Raw genomic sequence first — 21,234 nt, 5'->3', positions numbered from 1 at the left:
GTAGCGGGGAGACCCATACATTGCTTTTTTTATTCATTCAGTTTTCGTGCGGACTGGCGAATGATCAACTCAGGCTCAAATATGACATCCTCTTGCTTCGGCTTTTTATGCTCTAAGCAGTCAATGACATATTTGGCGGCTGCTTTTCCAAGCACTGATTTCGGATGTTTGACAGAGGTTAGTTTCACTTCTGAGATTTGGGCGAAATGTGAATCATCGTACCCGACGATAGACATATCTTCCGGCACTTTAAGATCCATCTCCCTCAGCATATCAATCACCTTCAGCGCAATTTCATCGTTATAACAAAGAATGGCTGTCGGCATGTGCTTGCTGTTTTTCTCCAGTGTGGCTTTTACTTTCTCCAGAAGTTTTGATTCTTTTTCTTCCGTTGTAAATGTCACGATCATATCCGGAGAAGGAAACAACTCACGCTCCCGGTGCGCCTGTATAAATCCGTTCATCCGTTTCACGCCTTGTGTGTCATCAGCTTTAAAAATACCCATCATATGCGTGTGGCCGAGAGAAAGCAAATGCTCCGCCGCCATCATCCCGCCTTTCACATCATCCAAGGTAAAACTCGGCGCGGCAAGCTCGGCATATGACGCGTTAATCATCGCAAAAGGAATGCCGTTTTTCTCCAAGTTCAGATAATAGCCGATGTTTGGGGTTTGAAGGGCGCTTTTTGTCGGTTCTACGATGAGTCCGTCAATATGCTGGGACAGCAGGTTTTCTAAGCCTCTTCTTTCGTTGTCCGGGTTGTTGTTTGTGCTTGTCAAAAGCATAGAATACCCCTGCTCGCTTAAATAGGACTCGATTCCTCTGATGATGCTCGGGAAAATATAGTCTGATATGTAGGTTGTCAAAACACCGATCGTTTTATTGGAATGCAGCGCTGACTTAGCAGAGCGTGAAGCGACAAAGGTGCCTCCGCCTTGCACGCTGTACAGCAGACCTTGTGATACGAGGTCTCCGATCGCTTTGCGGATGGTATGCCGGCTGACGCCGAATTGCTGCATTAATTCGTTTTCGGTAGGGATTTTTTGATCGGGCAGTATTTTGCCTTGATTAATCCAAGAACTGATTTCTTCTTTTACTTGCGCGTATTTTGGTAACATATCCATTCCTCCAAAATGTATACGGACAAATTTCAGTATATCACAGCGTTCTTTGTAAGAAAACATTGACAGAAAATGCAAACAAGATTATTCTATATTTGTACGTACTAATTAAATGTAATTTTCGTTAAATTTTAATATAAGTACGTACAATTGAAAAGTATAATGTAAACGCTTTACTCAACATTCGGGAGGGCAGGGAAATGAAGAATACTCCAACTCAATTAGAACCAAATGTTCCTGTAACACGAAGCCATTCTATGGGATTTGTCATTTTGATCTCATGTGCGGCGGGGCTTGGCGGCTTATTGTATGGCTATGACACGGCAGTGATTTCTGGCGCCATCGGTTTTCTGAAAGATTTATACAGCCTGAGTCCGTTTATGGAGGGACTTGTCATTTCAAGCATTATGATTGGAGGAGTTGTGGGCGTCGGGATATCCGGATTTTTAAGTGACAGATTCGGCCGGAGAAAAATTTTAATGACAGCCGCTTTGTTATTTGCGATATCAGCAATCGTTTCAGCGCTTTCTCAAGATGTGTCCACCTTAATCATTGCAAGGATTATCGGGGGGCTGGGAATCGGGATGGGCTCATCGCTCTCTGTTACGTATATTACAGAAGCGGCACCGCCCGCCATACGCGGAAGTTTATCTTCGTTATATCAGCTCTTTACGATACTGGGTATTTCCGCTACCTACTTTATTAATCTAGCTGTGCAGCGTTCTGGAACATATGAATGGGGCGTGCACACCGGCTGGAGATGGATGCTTGCTTACGGAATGGTGCCGTCCGTCATCTTTTTCCTTGTCCTGCTCGTCGTCCCGGAAAGCCCGAGATGGCTGGCGAAAGCGGGCAAAACAAATGAAGCTTTAAAGATCCTGACACGTATTAATGGAGAAACTGTTGCAAAAGAAGAATTAAAGAACATTGAGAACTCTTTAAAAATAGAACAAATGGGGTCGCTCTCCCAGCTGTTTAAGCCGGGTCTCAGAAAGGCGCTTGTCATTGGAATCCTGCTGGCGCTGTTTAACCAAGTCATCGGCATGAACGCGATTACTTACTACGGGCCGGAAATCTTTAAAATGATGGGATTCGGGCAAAACGCCGGATTTGTGACGACTTGTATCGTCGGGGTTGTAGAAGTTATTTTTACCGTTATTGCGGTGTTGCTGATTGATAAAGTCGGACGAAAAAAACTGATGTCCATCGGTTCTGCTTTTATGGCTATTTTTATGATTTTAATCGGGACGTCGTTTTATTTTGAGTTAACAAGCGGGATCATGATGATCGTCCTTATATTAGGTTTTGTCGCTGCTTTCTGTGTCTCGGTCGGACCGATCACATGGATTATGATTTCTGAAATCTTCCCGAACCATCTGCGTGCGCGGGCCGCGGGCATTGCGACCATCTTTTTATGGGGAGCAAACTGGGCGATCGGACAGTTTGTGCCAATGATGATCGATTCTTTCGGGCTCGCCTATACATTTTGGATCTTTGCGGTGATTAACATCCTTTGTTTCCTGTTTGTCGTTACGATCTGTCCGGAAACGAAGAACAAATCGCTCGAGGAAATTGAAAAGCTTTGGATAAAATGAAAACGCTTTAATGAAACAGCTCTTTCTACGGGAAGGGCTGTTTATATTGGGATGCACCATTTGGCGCTTTCTGTATAAGATAAAGATATATAGGATAAAATATTGCTGGATAAAACGACGCGGCATGAAAACTCTGCGAATATTGTCGATGAATTGGCTCTTAACAGTTGAATAAACAATTCCACCCTGTTAAAATAATTAAAGAAAGCAGAAATGATTTTTTTTGGCTATGACGGGACGTTTTTTGTCATAGCGGGACATATGATGTCCAGCAAAAAAGGAAGGAACGTTTGAGTCATGAACCAGTTAATACAAGCTCAAAAAAAATTATTGCCTGATCTTCTGCTCGTTATGCAAAAGAGGTTTGAAATCTTGCAGTATATCAGGCTGACAGAACCCATCGGGCGAAGAAGCCTGTCTGCCAGTCTCGGAATCAGCGAGCGTGTGCTGAGGGGCGAGGTTCAGTTTTTAAAGGAACAGAACCTGGTCGATATTAAGACAAACGGCATGACATTGACAGAAGAGGGCTATGAACTGCTTTCTGTTTTGGAAGATACGATGAAAGATGTTTTAGGTTTGACTCTTTTGGAAAAGACATTAAAAGAACGTTTAAATCTAAAGGATGCCATTATCGTATCCGGAGACAGCGATCAATCCCCATGGGTCAAAAAAGAAATGGGAAGAGCGGCTGTCGCATGTATGAAAAAAAGATTTTCAGGCCAAAATATCGTCGCTGTAACTGGCGGTACGACAATTGAAGCTGTCGCCGAAATGATGACGCCGGATTCTAAAAACCGCGAGCTTTTGTTTGTGCCTGCAAGAGGCGGTTTAGGCGAAGACGTGAAAAACCAGGCGAACACCATATGCGCGCATATGGCGGAGAAGGCTTCAGGCACTTACCGGCTTTTGTTTGTTCCGGGGCAGCTGTCACAAGGCGCCTATTCATCTATTATTGAAGAGCCTTCAGTCAAAGAGGTGCTGAACACCATTAAATCAGCGAGTATGCTGGTTCACGGAATCGGCGAAGCTAAAACTATGGCTCAGCGCAGAAACACGCCTTTAGAAGACTTAAAGAAAATAGATGATAACGACGCGGTGACAGAAGCGTTCGGCTACTATTTTAACGCGGACGGCGAAGTGGTTCACAAAGTGCATTCTGTCGGAATGCAGCTGGATGACATAGACGCCATTCCCGATATTATTGCGGTAGCGGGCGGATCATCAAAAGCCGAAGCGATCGAGGCTTACTTTAAAAAGCCACGCAACACGGTTCTCGTCACAGACGAAGGAGCCGCAAAGAAGTTATTAAGGGATGAATAATCCCTCAATATAAATATCTCTCACTTATTTAAAGGAGGAAACAATCATGGCAGTAAAAGTCGGTATTAACGGTTTTGGTCGTATTGGACGTAACGTATTCCGCGCAGCATTAAACAATCCTGAAGTTGAGGTAGTAGCGGTTAACGATTTAACAGATGCTAACATGCTGGCTCACCTTTTACAATATGATTCTGTACACGGAAAATTAGACGCTGAAGTTTCAGTTGACGGTAACAACCTTGTTGTTAACGGCAAAACAATTGAAGTTTCTGCAGAACGCGATCCTGCTAAACTTAGCTGGGGCAAACAAGGCGTTGAAATCGTAGTTGAATCTACTGGTTTCTTCACAAAACGCGCAGACGCTGCGAAACACTTAGAAGCTGGCGCGAAAAAAGTAATCATCTCTGCTCCTGCTAACGAAGAAGATATCACAATCGTTATGGGTGTTAACGAAGATAAATACGATGCGGCTAACCACGATGTTATCTCTAACGCATCTTGCACAACAAACTGCCTTGCGCCGTTTGCAAAAGTACTTAACGATAAATTCGGCATCAAACGCGGTATGATGACAACTGTTCACTCTTACACAAACGATCAGCAAATCCTTGATCTTCCGCACAAAGACTACCGTCGTGCGCGTGCAGCAGCTGAAAACATCATCCCAACATCAACTGGTGCTGCTAAAGCAGTTTCTCTAGTTCTTCCTGAACTAAAAGGCAAACTGAACGGTGGAGCAATGCGTGTTCCAACTCCAAACGTTTCTCTAGTTGACTTGGTTGCTGAACTGAACCAAGAAGTAACAGCTGAAGAAGTAAACGCAGCTCTTAAAGAAGCGGCTGAAGGCGACCTTAAAGGAATCCTTGGCTACAGCGAAGAGCCATTAGTTTCTGGCGACTACAACGGAAACAAAAACTCTTCTACAATCGATGCTCTTTCTACAATGGTTATGGAAGGCAGCATGGTAAAAGTAATCTCTTGGTACGATAACGAAAGCGGCTACTCTAACCGCGTTGTTGACCTTGCAGCTTACATCGCAAAAAAAGGTCTTTAATTTATAGCTGAAAAAGGACCTGACTTGGTTCTTTCGAATAGAAGCGCTATAATGAAAGCGGACAAGGGAAGGGGACGGACTCCCTTTCCCTTTTTCCATGAAGACCGGCTTTCAGAAAACGCTCTGTGATAGAGAAACGACCGCGTTTTAAGCAGCTTTGCCGGCGCTTTCGCCTAAGGCCGCTGCCCTGGCTTTTAGACGAACTGCCCTGTGCCGAAAAAGACTGCGATCTGCCCTAGCGGAGTTATCGCTTGAACAGACGGTTTCACGTTTTTCGTGCTGTATGCAAACCATTTTGAAGGAGGATCTCCTAGGCATGAATAAAAAAACTCTCAAAGACATCGACGTAAAAGGCAAAGTTGTATTCTGCCGCGTCGACTTTAACGTTCCAATGAAAGACGGGGAAGTAACAGACGATACACGTATCCGTGCTGCGCTTCCAACAATCAAACACCTTGCAGACCAAGGCGCAAAAGTCCTTCTTGCGAGCCACTTAGGCCGCCCGAAAGGCGAAGTGGTTGAGGAGCTTCGTTTAACTCCTGTCGCTGCACGTCTCGGCGAACTGCTTGGAAAAGAAGTGAAAAAAGCGGATGAAGCATACGGCGATGCTGTAAAAGCACAAATTTCCGAGATGAAGGACGGAGACGTTCTTGTATTGGAAAACGTACGTTTCTATCCTGGTGAAGAGAAAAATGACCCTGAGCTTGCAAAAGCATTTGCTGAGCTTGCAGATGTATATGTAAATGACGCATTCGGTGCTGCCCACCGTGCTCACGCATCTACAGCTGGAATTGCCGAGCATCTGCCAGCAGTTGCAGGTTTCTTAATGGAAAAAGAGCTTGATGTACTTGGAAAAGCGGTTTCCAATCCTGACCGCCCGTTCACAGCGATCATCGGCGGAGCGAAAGTAAAAGACAAAATCGGTGTAATCGAGAGTCTTCTTGATAAAGTAGACAACCTGATCATCGGCGGAGGTCTTGCTTATACTTTCGTAAAAGCGCTTGGCTATGAAGTCGGTAAATCTCTTCTTGAAGAGGATAAAATCGAGCTTGCGAAATCATTTATGGACCGCGCTAAAGAAAAAGGCGTTAACTTCTACATGCCTGAAGATGTACTCGTTGCAGATGATTTCTCTAACGATGCAAACGTGAAAATTGTGCCGATCTCTGAAATCCCTAGTGATTTAGAAGCAATCGACATTGGTACGAAAACACGCGAAACGTATGCTGACGTCATCAAAAACAGCAAACTTGTCGTGTGGAACGGACCAATGGGCGTATTCGAAATCGACTTGTTCGCTCAAGGAACAAAAGCGGTTGCGGAAGCATTGGCAGAGGCGAAAGATACATACTCTGTCATCGGCGGAGGAGACTCTGCGGCAGCGGTTGAAAAATTCGGCCTTGCTGACAAAATGAGCCACATCTCAACAGGCGGCGGCGCATCCCTTGAGTTTATGGAAGGCAAAGAGCTTCCAGGGGTAGCTGCACTGAACGATAAATAATCTCAAAACTGCTATAAGGAAGTGGAACAGATGAGAAAACCAATTATCGCCGGTAACTGGAAAATGAACAAAACACTCGGCGAAGCTGTCAGCTTCGTTGAAGAAGTGAAATCTTCCATTCCAGCAGCAGACAAAGCTGAAGCTGTTGTTTGCGCGCCAGCGCTTTTCTTAGAAAAGCTTGCTTCTGCTGTGAAAGGCACTGACCTAAAAGTCGGCGCTCAAAACATGCACTTCGAAGAAAGCGGCGCGTTCACAGGCGAAATCAGCCCGGTTGCTCTGAAAGACCTTGGCGTTGACTACTGCGTCATCGGCCACTCTGAGCGCCGTGAAATGTTCGCTGAAACTGATGAAACAGTTAACAAAAAAGCACACGCAGCTTTCAAACACGGCATTGTGCCGATCATCTGTGTAGGTGAAACGCTTGAAGAGCGTGAAGCCGGCAAAACAAATGATCTTGTTGCTGACCAAGTGAAAAAAGGCCTTGCTGGTCTTTCTGAAGAACAAGTTGCTGCTTCTGTTATTGCGTATGAGCCAATCTGGGCAATCGGAACAGGCAAATCTTCTACAGCGAAAGATGCGAATGACGTGTGTGCGCATATCCGTAAAACCGTCGCTGAAAGCTTCAGCCAAGAAGCTGCAGACAAGCTTCGCATCCAATATGGCGGAAGCGTAAAGCCTGCAAACATTAAAGAATATATGGCAGAGTCCGATATTGACGGTGCTTTGGTCGGCGGCGCGAGCCTTGAGCCACAGTCATTCGTTCAATTATTGGAGGAAGGTCAATATGAGTAAAAAACCAGCTGCACTCATCATTCTTGATGGGTTCGGATTACGTAACGAAACAGTAGGGAACGCAGTCGCTTTAGCGAAAAAACCGAATTTTGACCGCTATTGGAACCAGTATCCTCATCAAACATTGACTGCTTCAGGCGAGGCTGTAGGTCTTCCTGAAGGGCAAATGGGGAACTCCGAAGTAGGTCACTTAAATATCGGTGCGGGACGTATTGTGTACCAAAGCTTAACACGCGTAAATGTTGCCATTCGCGAAGGAGAGTTCGAACGCAATCAAACATTCCTTGACGCGATCAGCAACGCGAAAGAAAACAACAAAGCCTTGCACCTGTTCGGTCTTTTATCTGACGGAGGCGTGCACAGCCATATCAACCATTTATTCGCACTGTTAAAGCTTGCGAAAAAAGAAGGGCTGACAAAGGTTTATATCCATGGCTTCCTTGACGGCCGTGATGTAGGTCCGCAGACAGCGAAAACGTACATCAACCAGTTGAACGATCAAATCAAGGAAATCGGTGTGGGTGAAATCGCCAGCATTTCCGGACGTTACTACTCTATGGACCGCGACAAACGCTGGGACCGTGTAGAAAAAGCGTACCGCGCAATGGCGTACGGCGAAGGCCCATCTTACCGCAGCGCCCTGGATGTTGTTGATGATTCATATGCAAATGGTATCTACGATGAATTCGTGATTCCATCTGTCATTACAAAAGAAAACGGTGAGCCTGTTGCGAAAATCCAAGACGGCGATTCTGTGATTTTCTATAATTTCAGACCGGACCGCGCCATCCAGATTTCCAACACGTTCACAAACAAAGACTTCCGTGACTTCGACCGCGGCGAGAATTATCCAAAGAACCTGTATTTCGTCTGCCTGACTCACTTCAGTGAAACAGTTGACGGTTATGTAGCGTTTAAACCGATAAATCTTGATAACACAGTCGGAGAAGTATTATCTCAGCACGGGTTAAAACAGCTTCGAATTGCAGAAACTGAAAAGTATCCGCACGTCACGTTCTTTATGAGCGGCGGCCGTGAAGCTGAATTCCCGGGTGAAGAGCGTATTCTCATCAACTCGCCTAAAGTTGCAACGTATGACTTGAAGCCTGAGATGAGTGCGTATGAAGTGAAGGACGCGCTTGTCAAAGAAATTGAAGCTGACAAGCATGACGCGATCATTCTTAACTTCGCAAACCCTGATATGGTCGGCCACTCCGGAATGGTTGAACCAACAATTAAAGCAATTGAAGCAGTGGACGAATGCTTGGGCGAAGTCGTTGACGCGATCCTTGCTAAAGGCGGACACGCCATCATTACCGCTGATCACGGTAATGCTGACATTCTGATTACAGAATCAGGCGAACCGCACACTGCGCATACAACAAACCCAGTCCCTGTGATTGTAACGAAAGAAGGCATTACGCTGCGTGAAGGCGGAATCCTAGGCGACCTTGCACCAACGTTATTAGACCTTCTTGGTGTTGAAAAACCGAAAGAAATGACAGGAACATCTTTAATTCAAAAATAATTTGAAAATCAAAAGGAGAGACAAAACTCATGCCATACATTGTTGATGTTTATGCACGCGAAGTATTAGACTCCCGCGGCAACCCAACAGTTGAAGTTGAAGTATATACAGAAACAGGAGCTTTCGGCCGCGCATTAGTGCCAAGCGGAGCTTCTACAGGTGAATACGAAGCGGTTGAGCTTCGTGACGGCGACAAAGACCGTTACCTTGGAAAAGGCGTGTTAACAGCTGTTAACAACGTAAACGAAATCATTGCTCCAGAGCTTCTTGGCTTTGATGTAACTGAACAAAACGCAATCGATCAGCTTTTAATCGAGCTTGACGGTACTGAAAACAAAGGCAAACTTGGTGCGAACGCAATCCTTGGCGTATCTATGGCTTGTGCGCGTGCTGCTGCTGATTTCTTACAGATTCCTCTTTACCAATACCTTGGAGGATTCAACTCAAAAACGCTTCCTGTACCGATGATGAACATCGTAAACGGCGGAGAGCATGCTGATAACAACGTGGATATTCAAGAATTCATGATCATGCCTGTAGGTGCTCCTAACTTCCGTGAAGCACTTCGCATGGGCGCTCAAATCTTCCACAGCCTGAAATCAGTATTAAGCGCAAAAGGCTTAAACACTGCTGTAGGTGACGAAGGCGGATTCGCTCCAAACCTTGGTTCTAACGAAGAAGCGCTTCAAACAATCGTTGAAGCAATCGAAAAAGCCGGTTTCAAACCTGGCGAAGAAGTTAAACTTGCTATGGATGCTGCATCTTCTGAGTTCTACAACAAAGAAGACGGCAAATACCATCTGTCTGGCGAAGGCGTTGTGAAAACATCTGCTGAAATGGTTGACTGGTATGAAGAGCTTGTTTCTAAATACCCAATCATCTCTATCGAAGACGGACTTGACGAAAACGACTGGGAAGGCCACAAGCTTCTTACTGAGCGTCTTGGCAAAAAAGTTCAGCTTGTTGGTGACGACCTCTTCGTTACAAACACGAAAAAACTTTCTGAAGGTATTAAAAACGGCGTAGGCAACTCTATCCTGATCAAAGTAAACCAAATCGGTACATTGACTGAAACATTCGATGCGATCGAAATGGCGAAACGCGCAGGCTACACAGCTGTTATCTCTCACCGTTCTGGTGAAACGGAAGACAGCACAATCGCTGACATCGCTGTGGCAACAAACGCAGGACAAATCAAAACAGGTGCTCCGTCTCGTACGGACCGTGTTGCGAAATACAACCAGCTTCTTCGCATCGAAGATCAGTTGGCTGAAACTGCTCAATACCATGGTATCAACTCTTTCTACAACTTAAACAAGTAATAAAAAGACCGCCGGGATTTTCTCTCGGCGGCTTTTTTATGCTTTCAGAGATCCAAATAAAGCCTCACCATATCGCGGCATTGAATCCCGTTTTCAAAAATGTCCTCATCATAATGTCTGACAAAGAAATCGTGGTCGATCGCCTGAATGCGGAATCCGCATTTTTGATAGAGGGAAAGCTGATGAATGCTGGAATTCCCTGTGCCGATTTCAATCGTGTCCGCCCCCAGCTTCTTCGCTTTTTCGATGGCGTCAAGTACAAGCTGTTTGCCAAAGCCTTTCTTCTGAAGAGATTCTTTTACCGCAATATTTACAATTTCAACTGTTTGCGGCCTTGTTTTTAGCAATACATAAACCCCTGCAAGCTCATCACCGGCCCAAGCTGTGTAACATTCTCCCCTCTCAAGATATTCATCTACAATGTCTTTCGATGGATCGGCGAGCAGCAATAGATCATATAGTTCGTCATTTGTTTCTTCTCCTAATTCAATCCTGAGCTTTTGCATATTCGTACCACCTTTTTAGTCTGATAGACATTTAATTTTTTCATTCGTTCCCAATTTCATTCTGTTTTATTATAAAATATGAAAAGCAGTAAATGTTATCAAATTAGTAGAATAGGAGGAAAGTCATGTTTTTTTGTAAGAATTGCGGCTCCCAGAATAATGAAGGAGCCAAGTTTTGTAAACAATGCGGCACCCCGATCGGAGGGGGCAGCAAACAGGCAAATCAAGAAACAGCTAGCACTGCAGAAACAAGGCAGGCTCCGCGAAAACCGATCCCTAAGAAAACCATCATTTTATGGAGCAGCATTGCCGCGGCGTGCGTTATATTATTCGCCGCATATAAAACCGGAGCGTATTTTACTTCAAAGGATAGGTTAGTAGACAAGTTTGAACAGGCCGTAAATGATGGGGATCAGGACCAAATCGCGACTCTGCTTACACCGGTAAATGACAATCTTAAACTCACTAAAAATAATGTAAAACCGTTTCTTACATATTTGAAGGATCATCCAGACAAAAAAGATGAACTTTTTGCATCGCTGCGGGATGAAACAGCCCAGAAGGATATCGTATATGCAGAAAAAGACGGGAAAAGCCTGCTGGTATTTGACCATTATGACTTAAAGGTAGCACCTGTTTATTTTGAAGTGAGCAGCAATTATAAAAATACCGATCTATATGTCAATAAAGAGGAAGCCGGATCTGTAAAGAAAGCAGATCAAGCACAAACCCTTGGTCCGTACATTCCCGGCGAATATACAGTCTCAGCCAAACTGAAAAACGATGTCGTTGACCTTGTGAAAAAGGAAGACATTCAGGCGATTGGCGATAGCAGCTTTCGTGTTGATCTCTCATTGGAAGCAGACGATGTGACATTCAGCTTAGCGGATGACATCAAGAGCGGGAAGGGAGATTTGCTGATTAACGGCAAGTCAATTCATAAAGATCCGTTCAAATCCATAACATATGGTCCGCTGCTGACAGATGGATCAATGACAGCTTCAGTCGAGGCAGAATTTCCGTGGGGAAAAACAAAAACTGCCGGCGTTCCGATCGATGATAAAGAAATGGAGTTAACGTTAATTCCTGATCAAGATACACAGGAACAGATTATGAACACAATTGTCAAAACAACAAAACAATACTCCAAAGCTCTATCTGATGGGAATACAGCCCAGATGACAGAGGCAAGTGCCAATTGGAAGGCGGAGACGAAGGACACCGTCGATTCTATGAAAAGCGCGGATTCATACTTAAAAGATAGATACTTGGAAACTGATTTTGACCTGGACACATTTGCCCTCTCTCAGAAAAACGACGGAACGTGGCAGGTATCGGTAACAGGAAAAGAACTTCACCAGTCTTCTTCGTATAACGACTATACAAAATCTGAAATGACTGACGACAGTCCGAGTTATGAATATCTTCTTTCATATGATAAAAAACAGAAAAAGTGGATTTTCGAAGATGCAGAATCAACATTCGAATCTGCAGGCACAAATATAAAGAAAATCAAAAATGATAAACCAGAGACATACACTTCCGCCTGGGCTGGCTCGAAAAACAAAGGCAGTGAAAGCTCTGCAAGCGGCGATGTTACAGATGAACAAGTGACATTATTTATGGGCAGTTATCTGCAAAGTCAGGCAGATGCCGTGAATCAAAATAATTTCTCACTGATGGAAGACAGCCTTGAAAAAGGCAGTTCCCTTTATTCCGACCAGCAGCATCTCGTGTCGAAATTAAATAAAGAGGGGACAACAGAAGACTTTAATAACTATGAAGTGAAAAGCTGGAGCCAAAATGGGTCGGCTATCACGATTAAGACGTATGAAGAATTCTATATCACAAAATCAGGCGGCAGTCCAAAGCTCAGAACATATAACTGGACCTACACCGGCGTAGTGAAGAACGGAAGAATTTACTTAACGTCTATTCAATAAAACAACCCCATCACCAGCAGGTGATGGGGTTGTTTTTAAAAGAGCATATAACGGAAAATTTCTTTGACATAGTGTTCGATAATAAGCTGAAATGTAACGCAGATGATCAGATAAATCACAATCGTTGAGTAAATGACATCAATTTTCCCTTTATATGAATGCTGGTAACTGCTCAGCATCGCAGGAGGAATGGCGAAAAATGCACCGATTAAACCAATGGCTAATATAGTAAAGCAAATGTCTGTATGTAATAAAAAGAAGAAAAGGGCAAGAATCAAAATAGCCGTAAAAGGAATAAGAAATGCTCCGAATCTTGAGAATGAATCCTTGAAAGACACTTGGTTTCCCGCGATTTTCAGGGCGAAAAAGATGCATGCATGCAGGCCAAATAGAAATAAAATAAAATAAAGGGTTGGCTCTAAGAAGATTGCTGTAAAGCTTACGCTTCCGGGACCGTCTGAAAAAAGAATATAAAACATCAAAGGGGTCAGCAAACTGAAAAGAACCATCGTAATGATTGCGCTGATCAGCTGCTCTCCGCCTGTTGCTTTACATTCCTGATAAGGGCGTTTCAGGACGGATAAGACAAATGAACCGAACTGTTTTGCTGCTTGCTTTGCAGCGGCTCCAGTTTGAGCTGGATGCTGGTGGCCTGATTGACCGGGGAGCGGTGATCCGCATTTCTCACAAAAATTTCCGCCATCTGTTTGATGGCCGCATTGAGGACAATACATAAAATAACTCCTTTACATGTAATATAGGGAAAATAGACTAATAGTTTTATTATAAAAGAAAAAAGTTGTAAAGTAATCAATATTCATACAAAAAAAGACACGTGCCCGATAGCAGCTGTGTCTTTTTTTATCTAGTTATTCCTATATTTCTCAAATACATCCCCAAAATCCTTGATATGATACTGCGAGCGAACGGATGTCAGCCAAGTGAATCCGAATTCGGTCAGTTCTTTATATTGCGTTTCAATATTGACTTGCTCAGGGCGGGTATGGTGAAGAATCGTCACTGCTTTATCTAAGCTTTGCTCCGCTTGATTGATTAAAATGTCATTTTCATAGGTTGTTTCAGCGATGCGAAGCAGTGCTTTATAAAGGTCTTTTAACTTTTCAATCTGGTCTTTGTGGACATCAATGTCGAATTGTTCTCCGCCTAGCTTAAACTTTATTTCAACATCCAAATCGACTTTTCCGGCAGTTTCAAGAAAAACGTCAGAGATTTTATATTGCGAATAAGGATAGCGTTTCAACGTTCGTTTCGAGGAAGTGGCGCGTTCGCCGTCTACATGGATCAGGGCCAGGTTCGTAAAGCAATACTCGTCTGCTTTTGTTTTAATCAAGAAATAAATTTTCTCATTATCTTCATGCATGACATAATCATCTGCGTCTGTTTTGTCATAGTCCTGAGGTTCGATAATTTTTCCGATATCAGATAAGCCCAAGGCATCTGCCGCAATTTTTTTGAACATCTGTATACGTCCTTCCTATTCAATTTGTCACTTCATTGTAGCATGGCGCGTTTCTGACAGGCTATAAAGGTTTACCGGGAAATCGCCTCCGGGTAAAAGGGTGGAGAATCATTCTATTTCCTGTGCAGAGACTATCAACAAGGAGGTATAAGATGTTCTCATTCATCGTTCACGTCTTCATTTCTTTATTCGCAGTATCGAATCCGATCGGAAACGTACCGATATTTCTGACGCTGACAGAAGGCTATACTGCAGCGGAAAGAAAAGCGATTGCCCGGAAGGCAGCTATTTTATCCTTTTTTATTCTCGCGGCTTTTTTGGTTTTCGGCCATCTTATCTTTAAACTGTTTGATATCAACATTCACGCGCTCCGAGTGGCGGGCGGCATATTCATTTTCGGCATTGCCTATAATCTATTGAATGCGAAAGAATCACACGTGCAATCTCTTCACCATGATGAACATAAGGAAAGCAAGGAAAAAGCGGATATATCAGTCACACCTTTATCCATTCCGATCATTGCTGGGCCCGGAACGATTGCAACAGTAATGAGCCTTTCCGCCGGTCATAGCGGCATTGGTCATTATGCGGCTGTCACGATCGGCATAGCCGCCGTTATTGCCCTGACCTTTCTCTTTTTCCACTATTCTGCTTTTATCAGCAGCAAACTCGGAAAAACCGAGATGAATGTGATTACCAGACTGATGGGATTAATCTTAGCCGTGGTTGCGGTCGGGATGATTGGTGCCGGGCTGAAAGGCATGTTTCCGGTCTTAACCTCATGATACAAAAAGCAGCTCTCTTATTTTAGAGAGCTGCTTTCTTTTGTTTTCGGCACATACCGAAAGACTTCCTCACTCTCAAAAAATTCAATCAACCTGCTCAGCCAATCATAGTAATGAAGCCATTCTTTTAATTCATTCAGCAGCTGATTAACTTTCTCTTCCGCTTCCGGGGTAAGCCCGTCCCTTTGTAAAAGATCACTCAGCTCCCGGTTTAATTTTTTATAGAGCACTTTGTTTTTGCTCACGACCTTTGTCCAATTCGCCGCGAATAAAGAAATGAAGGTTTGATAATAATCCTGCTCGACGTCATAAAGGTCTTTTCGTACGCCTTTTTCAAACACCTTTTCGGCGATATTGGCATCGATCATTTCCCGGACAACCTGGCTCATCCGTGTTTTGCTCATGCCCGTTGCCTCAGAGAGCTCGCTTAAGGTCATTGGTTTTCGATTCATATAAATAATTCCGAGCACACGTCCGACAGTTGAAGGCATTCCAAACGTATGCATATTTTCGGCAATCTTCTCAATGAGATGCTCTTCAGCATGTTCAATGATGTCGAGAGCGGTTTTTTTCACAGCTGATCATCCCTTCGAATGGCAATTGATGGTGTCAATATATCATATTTCTTCCTGGTGTTGAAAATAGCTGAATGCAGAGGAAGTGGGAGGTATCCGGCGTAATTGTAAGAACACCCTTTCCGTCTCGGTCATAACAATAAATAATCTATAAATAACATATAATTTCAACACATTGTAAACTTTTTATTTTACAAAGTTCAAACTATAATAAGGATTATACTTTTCAGAAAATTTAAAGGAAACCTGCGGAGGTGCACGGATTGCTGAAATTGGAACAAGTGTCAAAAGTATATAAAGGCGGCAAAAAAGCTGTGAACAGCATTGATTTAGATATTGCCAAAGGTGAATTTATCTGTTTTATCGGCCCGAGCGGCTGTGGAAAAACGACGACGATGAAGATGATCAACAGACTGATAGAACCATCGTCTGGAAGGATCTTTATCGACGGAGAAAATATTATGGAACAGGACCCGGTTGAGCTGAGGAGAAAAATCGGCTATGTGATTCAGCAGATTGGTTTGTTCCCCCATATGACCATCCAGCAGAACATCTCACTCGTACCAAAGCTGCTGAAATGGCCTGAGGAAAAACGGAAAGAACGGGCGCGCGAGCTGTTAAAGCTTGTGGATATGGGCCCAGAGTATTTAGACCGTTATCCGCATGAGCTCAGCGGCGGACAGCAGCAGAGAATCGGCGTGCTGCGCGCCCTGGCAGCGGAACCCCCTCTCATTTTAATGGATGAACCGTTCGGAGCGCTTGATCCGATTACGCGTGATTCCCTTCAGGAAGAATTCAAAAAACTGCAGAGAACCTTAAACAAAACGATTGTGTTTGTAACCCACGATATGGATGAAGCGATTAAGCTTGCGGACAGGATTGTGATATTAAAAGCGGGAGAAATCGTTCAAGTCGGCACACCTGATGAGATTCTTCGAAACCCGGCAAATGAGTTTGTTGAAGAATTTATCGGGAAAGAGCGCCTGATTCAGTCAAGACCGGATATCGAGCGGGTAGAGCAAATGATGAACAGAACGCCGGTGACGGTATCTGCGGACAAAACGCTTTCTCAGGCGATTCAGCTGATGAGAGAAAAACGTGTTGACTCGCTGCTCGTTGTGGACCGGCAAAACGTGCTGAAGGGCTATGTTGATGTGGAAATGATTGATCAAAACCGCAAAAAAGCGAGCATCGTTGGCGATGTATACCGCTCAGATATATATACCGTTCAAAAAGGGGCGCTACTTCGCGATACAGTCCGAAAAATTTTGAAGCAGGGGATCAAGTATGTTCCGGTCGTCGATGAACAGAACCATTTAGCAGGGATTGTGACAAGAGCAAGCCTTGTTGATATCGTGTACGATTCCATTTGGGGCGACGAGGAAAACCAGCTCATGACGATCTGACCAGGGGAGGAGCTCTTTTAAGATGAATCAAATGATGACTTTTTTGCAAACGAACGGCGGAGAGCTGCTGTATAAAACAGGAGAGCATTTATATATTTCACTCATAGCCGTTGTATTGGGCATTATCGTTGCAGTGCCGCTCGGCGTTGCTCTTGCCAGAATGAAAAAAGGCGCAGGTGCGGTTATCGGTTTCGTAAACATTGTGCAAACCCTGCCGAGTCTGGCGATTTTAGCCTTTTTTATTCCGCTTCTCGGCGTAGGAAAAGTGCCTGCGATTGTCGCTTTATTTTTCTATTCGGTGCTGCCGATCCTGCGCAATACGTATACCGGCATTAAAGGTGTAAATAAAAACCTCCTGGAATCGGGGAAAGGGATTGGCATGACCGGCTGGGAGCAGATTCGGCTCGTCGAAATCCCGCTGGCGATTCCCATCATCATGGCGGGGATCCGCACATCAACGATCTACCTAATTGGCTGGGCGACACTTGCGTCGTTTATCGGGGGAGGCGGCCTCGGGGACTATATTTTTATCGGACTGAACCTATACCAGCCTGAATATATCATTGGCGGTGCCGTGCCTGTCACAATTCTGGCAATTATTATTGATTATGTGCTGGCTGTGACAGAACGAAAGGTGACGCCGAAAGGCTTGCAAGGGATGAAGGAAGTTTCGTAAGGAGTTGGCACTGTTGAAAATGACAAAAATCAAATGGCTTGGCGCGTTTGCTCTCGTCTTTGTCATGCTGCTAGGCGGCTGCTCTCTGCCGGGTCTCGGCGGCGCTTCTGACGACACGATCAAAATCGGGGCGCAAAGCATGACAGAATCAGAAATTGTAGCGAATATGATCGCGCAGCTTATTGAACATGATACAGATTTGAATACCGCTTTAGTGAAAAACCTCGGCTCAAACTATGTTCAGCACCAAGCGATGCTGGGCGGTGACATTGATATTTCAGCCACGCGCTATTCCGGAACAGATTTAACAAGCACCCTCGGCAAGGAAGCGGAGAAAGATCCGAAAAAAGCGCTGAACATTGTGCAGAACGAGTTTCAAAAGCGCTTTTCTTATAAATGGTTTGATTCCTACGGCTTTGATAACACATATGCCTTCACCGTAACAAAAAAGTTTGCGGAAAAGGAGCATATTAACACCGTGTCTGACCTGAAGAAAAATGCCTCCCAATATAAATTAGGCGTCGACAATGCTTGGCTGAAACGAAAAGGCGACGGGTATAAAGGCTTTGTCAGCACATATGGCTTTGAGTTCGGCACAACTTATCCAATGCAGATCGGGCTAGTCTATGACGCAGTCAAAAACGGGAAAATGGATGCGGTTTTGGCTTATTCAACGGATGGACGGATTAAAGCATATGATCTGAAAATCTTAAAAGACGATAAGCGTTTCTTTCCGCCGTATGACTGTTCATCGGTGATTCCGGAAAAGGTGCTTAAGGCGCATCCGGAACTTGAAGGTGTGATCAATAAGCTGATTGGGCAAATCGACACGGAAACGATGCAGGAACTTAATTATGAGGTGGATGGCAAGCTGAAGGAGCCGTCTGTCGTAGCAAAGGAATTTTTAGAGAAACATCATTATTTTAACTAAGAAAAGAGGTGGATCATATGGAAGTACTACAGCAGCTTGGCACATACTATTCGCAAAACGGCGGTTATGTGCTGCAGGAGTTTTACCGCCATTTTCTGATGTCGGTGTACGGCGTTTTATTTGCCGCCATTGTTGGAATTCCGCTTGGCATCCTGATAGCCAGATACAGAAGATTAAGCGGATGGGTTTTTGCGGTCACGAACGTCATTCAGACCATCCCGGCTCTCGCCATGCTCGCCGTGCTGATGCTTGTCATGGGGCTGGGCGCTAATACGGTGATATTGTCATTATTTCTGTATTCTCTTCTGCCGATTATCAGAAATACGTATACTGGGATTATCAGTATTGAGCACGCCTATCTTGAATCCGGAAAAGCAATGGGGATGACAAAATTTCAAGTGCTGCGGATGGTCGAGCTTCCGCTTGCGCTTTCTGTCATAATGGCCGGCCTGCGCACCGCGCTTGTCATTGCCATCGGCATTACGGCCATCGGGACATTTGTCGGTGCTGGCGGTCTCGGGGACATCATCGTCAGAGGATCAAACGCCACAAACGGAACCGCGATTATATTAGCGGGAGCGATCCCCACAGCTCTGATGGCGGTGATTGCCGATTTGGTAATGGGCTGGCTTGAACGAGCATTAAGCCCGATTAAAAAGAGAAAAAAGAAAAACCTGGAAGGTGCCGCATAAGAAAAAACGCCTTGTAATGACAGGGCGTTTTTTACGGCTTCGGCACATATTTAAAAATTTCTTCGCTCTCAAAAAACTCAATCAAACGGCTGAGCCAATTATAATAATCAAGCCATTCCTTTAATTCTTTCAGCAGTTCATTCACTTTTTCTTCCGCTTCAGGAGTAAGCTCTTCATCCAACACGCTAAGCAGCTCCCGATTGAGTTTTTTATGCATCATTTTGTTTTTGCTGACGACTTTGCTCCAGGTGGCTGAAAACAGCGTGATAAATGTTTGATAGTAGTCCTGCTCAACCTCATATAAATCTTTTCGCACGCCTTTTTCGAACACCTTCTCGGCAATGTTGGCATCAAGCATTTCCCGCACTACCTGGCTCATGCGTGTTTTGCTCATGCCGGTGGCCTCAGATAATTCCGTAAGCGTCATCGGTTTTCGATTCATATAAATAATGCCCAGCACTCGTCCGACGGTAGAGGGCATTCCAAATGCATGCATGTTTTCCGCGATTCTTTCTATAAAATGGTCCTCGGCTTGTTCAATGATCGTTAACGGATCTTTCTCCAACGGTTTCATCCTTTCAGCTAACAATTCCGATGTCAATATACCACATTTTTGATACGGCGAAAATGCTGTCAAAAGAGAATTTGGCAGGAAATTGGAGCAATAAGGAGATCAACACACGTCAATGCGGGTAAATCAGCGTTTACACATACTTTATAAATAATATGAACAAATTGTAAACTTTTTATTTTATAAACTTTATTCTATAATGGGAAGCATTCAATTGTCTGAAAAATTAAATTTAAACTGAACAAATTGAATAAACTTAATTTTGGAGGTGCGATGTTTGCTGACATTAGAAAATGTCTCGAAAACATACAAGGGCGGCAAAAAAGCCGTGAACAACGTAAATCTTAAGATTGCAAAAGGCGAATTTATCTGCTTTATCGGGCCGAGCGGCTGCGGAAAAACGACAACAATGAAAATGATTAACCGATTAATTGAGCCTTCCGCCGGGAAGATTTTCATTGACGGCGAAAACATCATGGACCAGGATCCTGTAGAGCTCAGGCGCAAAATTGGCTATGTGATTCAGCAGATCGGCCTGTTTCCCCATATGACCATTCAGCAGAATATCTCACTCGTCCCAAAACTGCTGAAATGGCCGGAGCAGCAGCGGAAAGAACGGGCGCGTGAGCTTTTAAAATTGGTCGATATGGGGCCTGAATATTTAGACCGTTACCCTCATGAATTAAGCGGGGGGCAGCAGCAGCGTATTGGTGTATTACGGGCACTTGCCGCGGAGCCGCCGCTTATCTTAATGGATGAACCGTTTGGGGCACTCGACCCGATTACGAGGGATTCTCTCCAGGAAGAATTTAAAAAACTGCAAAAAACCTTACATAAAACCATCGTATTTGTTACCCACGATATGGATGAAGCGATTAAGCTGGCAGACCGAATTGTGATTTTAAAAGCGGGAGAAATCGTTCAAGTTGGAACGCCCGATGACATTTTAAGAAATCCGGCAGACGAATTTGTTGAGGAATTTATCGGCAAGGAGCGGCTGATTCAGTCATCCAGCCCGGATGTTGAACGGGTTGACCAGATTATGAACACACAGCCTGTAACGATCACCGCGGATAAAACGCTTTCTGAGGCCATTCAGCTGATGAGGCAGGAACGGGTCGATTCATTGCTGGTCGTCGATGACGAGCGCGTTCTGCAAGGCTATGTCGATGTTGAAATCATTGATCAATGCCGGAAAAAGGCCAATCTCATAGGTGAGGTTTTACATGAAGATATATACACAGTACTGGGCGGCACACTGCTGCGCGACACGGTCCGCAAAATTTTAAAACGGGGTGTCAAATATGTTCCCGTTGTGGATGAAGATCGACGCCTGATCGGAATTGTGACGAGGGCAAGTCTGGTCGACATCGTGTATGACTCCCTCTGGGGAGAAGAAAAGCAGCTCGCAGCATTGTCATAGGGAGGGGCGATAA

At 44.4% G+C, this 21,234-nt stretch carries 20 protein-coding genes; 14 read left to right on the top strand and 6 right to left on the bottom strand.

Annotation, left to right across the window (positions count from 1 at the left end; translation table 11 throughout):
* Positions 1-29 precede the first annotated feature (29 nt).
* The gene (gene araR / locus SB658_RS12215; protein WP_003243070.1) at positions 30-1,118 is read right to left on the bottom strand and encodes an arabinose utilization transcriptional regulator AraR; all 1,089 of its coding nucleotides are present in this window, start codon (positions 1,116-1,118) and stop codon (positions 30-32) included.
* Positions 1,119-1,321: 203 nt separating this feature from the next.
* On the opposite strand from araR, the gene araE reads away from it, so the two are divergent.
* The 7 genes from araE (at position 1,322) to eno (ending at position 10,233) form a co-directional block, all read left to right on the top strand.
* On the top strand, positions 1,322-2,716 hold the full coding sequence (gene araE / locus SB658_RS12210; RefSeq protein WP_003243899.1) for an arabinose-proton symporter AraE: 1,395 nt from the start codon (positions 1,322-1,324) through the stop codon (positions 2,714-2,716).
* A 297-nt stretch (positions 2,717-3,013) separates the two neighbouring features.
* Entirely contained in the window at positions 3,014-4,036 is a 1,023-nt protein-coding gene (cggR, locus tag SB658_RS12205; protein ID WP_003228324.1) for a gapA transcriptional regulator CggR, read from the top strand.
* A gap of 46 nt (positions 4,037-4,082) precedes the next feature.
* Positions 4,083-5,090 (top strand): type I glyceraldehyde-3-phosphate dehydrogenase, encoded by a 1,008-nt coding sequence (gene gap, locus SB658_RS12200; protein WP_003219957.1) that lies wholly within the window; start codon positions 4,083-4,085, stop codon positions 5,088-5,090.
* A gap of 316 nt (positions 5,091-5,406) precedes the next feature.
* Positions 5,407-6,591, top strand: a complete 1,185-nt coding sequence (locus SB658_RS12195; RefSeq protein ID WP_003243051.1) for a phosphoglycerate kinase — start codon at positions 5,407-5,409, stop codon at positions 6,589-6,591.
* Positions 6,592-6,621: 30 nt separating this feature from the next.
* On the top strand, positions 6,622-7,383 hold the full coding sequence (tpiA, locus tag SB658_RS12190; RefSeq protein ID WP_003243394.1) for a triose-phosphate isomerase: 762 nt from the start codon (positions 6,622-6,624) through the stop codon (positions 7,381-7,383).
* Positions 7,376-8,911, top strand: a complete 1,536-nt coding sequence (gene gpmI, locus SB658_RS12185; RefSeq protein ID WP_003228330.1) for a 2,3-bisphosphoglycerate-independent phosphoglycerate mutase — start codon at positions 7,376-7,378, stop codon at positions 8,909-8,911. Before tpiA ends, gpmI begins: the two co-directional genes overlap by 8 nt.
* Positions 8,912-8,940: 29 nt before the next feature.
* Positions 8,941-10,233 carry a phosphopyruvate hydratase gene (gene eno, locus SB658_RS12180; protein WP_003228333.1) on the top strand — a complete coding sequence of 431 codons (1,293 nt, stop codon included), beginning with the start codon at positions 8,941-8,943 and terminating at the stop codon, positions 10,231-10,233.
* Positions 10,234-10,277: 44 nt separating this feature from the next.
* Here eno and SB658_RS12175 read toward each other — a convergent pair whose 3' ends face one another.
* Complete coding sequence (locus tag SB658_RS12175) at positions 10,278-10,739, bottom strand: GNAT family N-acetyltransferase (protein ID WP_033883442.1); 462 nt, start codon at positions 10,737-10,739, stop codon at positions 10,278-10,280.
* A gap of 125 nt (positions 10,740-10,864) precedes the next feature.
* Here SB658_RS12175 and SB658_RS12170 point away from each other — a divergent pair, with 125 nt between their 5' ends.
* On the top strand, positions 10,865-12,682 hold the full coding sequence (locus tag SB658_RS12170) for a zinc ribbon domain-containing protein (RefSeq protein WP_029318391.1): 1,818 nt from the start codon (positions 10,865-10,867) through the stop codon (positions 12,680-12,682).
* Positions 12,683-12,717: 35 nt separating this feature from the next.
* Here SB658_RS12170 and SB658_RS12165 read toward each other — a convergent pair whose 3' ends face one another.
* On the bottom strand, positions 12,718-13,416 hold the full coding sequence (locus SB658_RS12165; RefSeq protein ID WP_038427921.1) for a zinc ribbon domain-containing protein: 699 nt from the start codon (positions 13,414-13,416) through the stop codon (positions 12,718-12,720).
* Positions 13,417-13,547: 131 nt separating this feature from the next.
* The gene (locus SB658_RS12160) at positions 13,548-14,162 is read right to left on the bottom strand and encodes a PH domain-containing protein (RefSeq protein WP_038427920.1); all 615 of its coding nucleotides are present in this window, start codon (positions 14,160-14,162) and stop codon (positions 13,548-13,550) included.
* A 152-nt stretch (positions 14,163-14,314) separates the two neighbouring features.
* On the opposite strand from SB658_RS12160, the gene SB658_RS12155 reads away from it, so the two are divergent.
* Positions 14,315-14,947: an NAAT family transporter gene (locus SB658_RS12155; protein WP_029725941.1), complete on the top strand. Its 633-nt coding sequence runs from the start codon at positions 14,315-14,317 to the stop codon at positions 14,945-14,947.
* A gap of 17 nt (positions 14,948-14,964) precedes the next feature.
* Here SB658_RS12155 and opcR read toward each other — a convergent pair whose 3' ends face one another.
* A complete protein-coding gene (opcR, locus tag SB658_RS12150; protein WP_003228345.1) occupies positions 14,965-15,522 on the bottom strand; it encodes an opuC operon transcriptional regulator OpcR in 558 nt (185 codons plus the stop codon).
* Positions 15,523-15,785: 263 nt separating this feature from the next.
* On the opposite strand from opcR, the gene opuCA reads away from it, so the two are divergent.
* The 4 genes from opuCA to opuCD are packed head-to-tail and all read left to right on the top strand — an operon-like array spanning position 15,786 to position 19,227.
* A complete protein-coding gene (gene opuCA / locus SB658_RS12145) occupies positions 15,786-16,928 on the top strand; it encodes an osmoprotectant ABC transporter ATP-binding protein OpuCA (protein ID WP_003243370.1) in 1,143 nt (380 codons plus the stop codon).
* A gap of 22 nt (positions 16,929-16,950) precedes the next feature.
* Positions 16,951-17,604 carry a glycine betaine/carnitine/choline/choline sulfate ABC transporter permease OpuCB gene (gene opuCB, locus SB658_RS12140; RefSeq protein ID WP_038427919.1) on the top strand — a complete coding sequence of 218 codons (654 nt, stop codon included), beginning with the start codon at positions 16,951-16,953 and terminating at the stop codon, positions 17,602-17,604.
* Positions 17,605-17,623: 19 nt separating this feature from the next.
* Positions 17,624-18,535 carry an osmoprotectant ABC transporter substrate-binding lipoprotein OpuCC gene (opuCC, locus tag SB658_RS12135; protein WP_072692820.1) on the top strand — a complete coding sequence of 304 codons (912 nt, stop codon included), beginning with the start codon at positions 17,624-17,626 and terminating at the stop codon, positions 18,533-18,535.
* A gap of 17 nt (positions 18,536-18,552) precedes the next feature.
* Positions 18,553-19,227, top strand: a complete 675-nt coding sequence (gene opuCD, locus SB658_RS12130) for a glycine betaine/carnitine/choline/choline sulfate ABC transporter permease OpuCD (protein ID WP_038427917.1) — start codon at positions 18,553-18,555, stop codon at positions 19,225-19,227.
* A 31-nt stretch (positions 19,228-19,258) separates the two neighbouring features.
* Here the strand turns inward: opuCD and SB658_RS12125 are convergent, their stop codons facing one another.
* The gene (locus SB658_RS12125; protein ID WP_014478002.1) at positions 19,259-19,792 is read right to left on the bottom strand and encodes a GbsR/MarR family transcriptional regulator; all 534 of its coding nucleotides are present in this window, start codon (positions 19,790-19,792) and stop codon (positions 19,259-19,261) included.
* Positions 19,793-20,075: 283 nt separating this feature from the next.
* On the opposite strand from SB658_RS12125, the gene opuBA reads away from it, so the two are divergent.
* The gene (gene opuBA, locus SB658_RS12120) at positions 20,076-21,221 is read left to right on the top strand and encodes a choline ABC transporter ATP-binding protein OpuBA (protein ID WP_038427916.1); all 1,146 of its coding nucleotides are present in this window, start codon (positions 20,076-20,078) and stop codon (positions 21,219-21,221) included.
* Positions 21,222-21,234 lie beyond the last annotated feature (13 nt).

Origin of the sequence: Bacillus sp. SIMBA_008, from assembly GCF_046535495.1 — a bacterium.
Taxonomy (GTDB): Bacteria; Bacillota; Bacilli; order Bacillales; family Bacillaceae; genus Bacillus; species Bacillus subtilis.
The sequence above is the reverse complement of the archived record's forward strand: the minus strand, read 5'-3'. Positions and strand labels throughout refer to the sequence as shown.

Coding starts and splice junctions, on each gene's coding strand:
- gpmI (WP_003228330.1), top strand. CDS start 7,376: ATGAGTAAAAAACCAGCTGCACTCATCATTCTTGATGGGTTCGGATTA.
- cggR (WP_003228324.1), top strand. CDS start 3,014: ATGAACCAGTTAATACAAGCTCAAAAAAAATTATTGCCTGATCTTCTG.
- tpiA (WP_003243394.1), top strand. CDS start 6,622: ATGAGAAAACCAATTATCGCCGGTAACTGGAAAATGAACAAAACACTC.
- SB658_RS12175 (WP_033883442.1), bottom strand. CDS start 10,739: ATGCAAAAGCTCAGGATTGAATTAGGAGAAGAAACAAATGACGAACTA.
- gap (WP_003219957.1), top strand. CDS start 4,083: ATGGCAGTAAAAGTCGGTATTAACGGTTTTGGTCGTATTGGACGTAAC.
- opuCD (WP_038427917.1), top strand. CDS start 18,553: ATGGAAGTACTACAGCAGCTTGGCACATACTATTCGCAAAACGGCGGT.
- SB658_RS12160 (WP_038427920.1), bottom strand. CDS start 14,162: ATGTTCAAAAAAATTGCGGCAGATGCCTTGGGCTTATCTGATATCGGA.
- SB658_RS12155 (WP_029725941.1), top strand. CDS start 14,315: ATGTTCTCATTCATCGTTCACGTCTTCATTTCTTTATTCGCAGTATCG.
- SB658_RS12165 (WP_038427921.1), bottom strand. CDS start 13,416: ATGTATTGTCCTCAATGCGGCCATCAAACAGATGGCGGAAATTTTTGT.
- opuCB (WP_038427919.1), top strand. CDS start 16,951: ATGAATCAAATGATGACTTTTTTGCAAACGAACGGCGGAGAGCTGCTG.
- SB658_RS12170 (WP_029318391.1), top strand. CDS start 10,865: ATGTTTTTTTGTAAGAATTGCGGCTCCCAGAATAATGAAGGAGCCAAG.
- araR (WP_003243070.1), bottom strand. CDS start 1,118: ATGTTACCAAAATACGCGCAAGTAAAAGAAGAAATCAGTTCTTGGATT.
- araE (WP_003243899.1), top strand. CDS start 1,322: ATGAAGAATACTCCAACTCAATTAGAACCAAATGTTCCTGTAACACGA.
- opuCC (WP_072692820.1), top strand. CDS start 17,624: ATGACAAAAATCAAATGGCTTGGCGCGTTTGCTCTCGTCTTTGTCATG.
- eno (WP_003228333.1), top strand. CDS start 8,941: ATGCCATACATTGTTGATGTTTATGCACGCGAAGTATTAGACTCCCGC.
- SB658_RS12195 (WP_003243051.1), top strand. CDS start 5,407: ATGAATAAAAAAACTCTCAAAGACATCGACGTAAAAGGCAAAGTTGTA.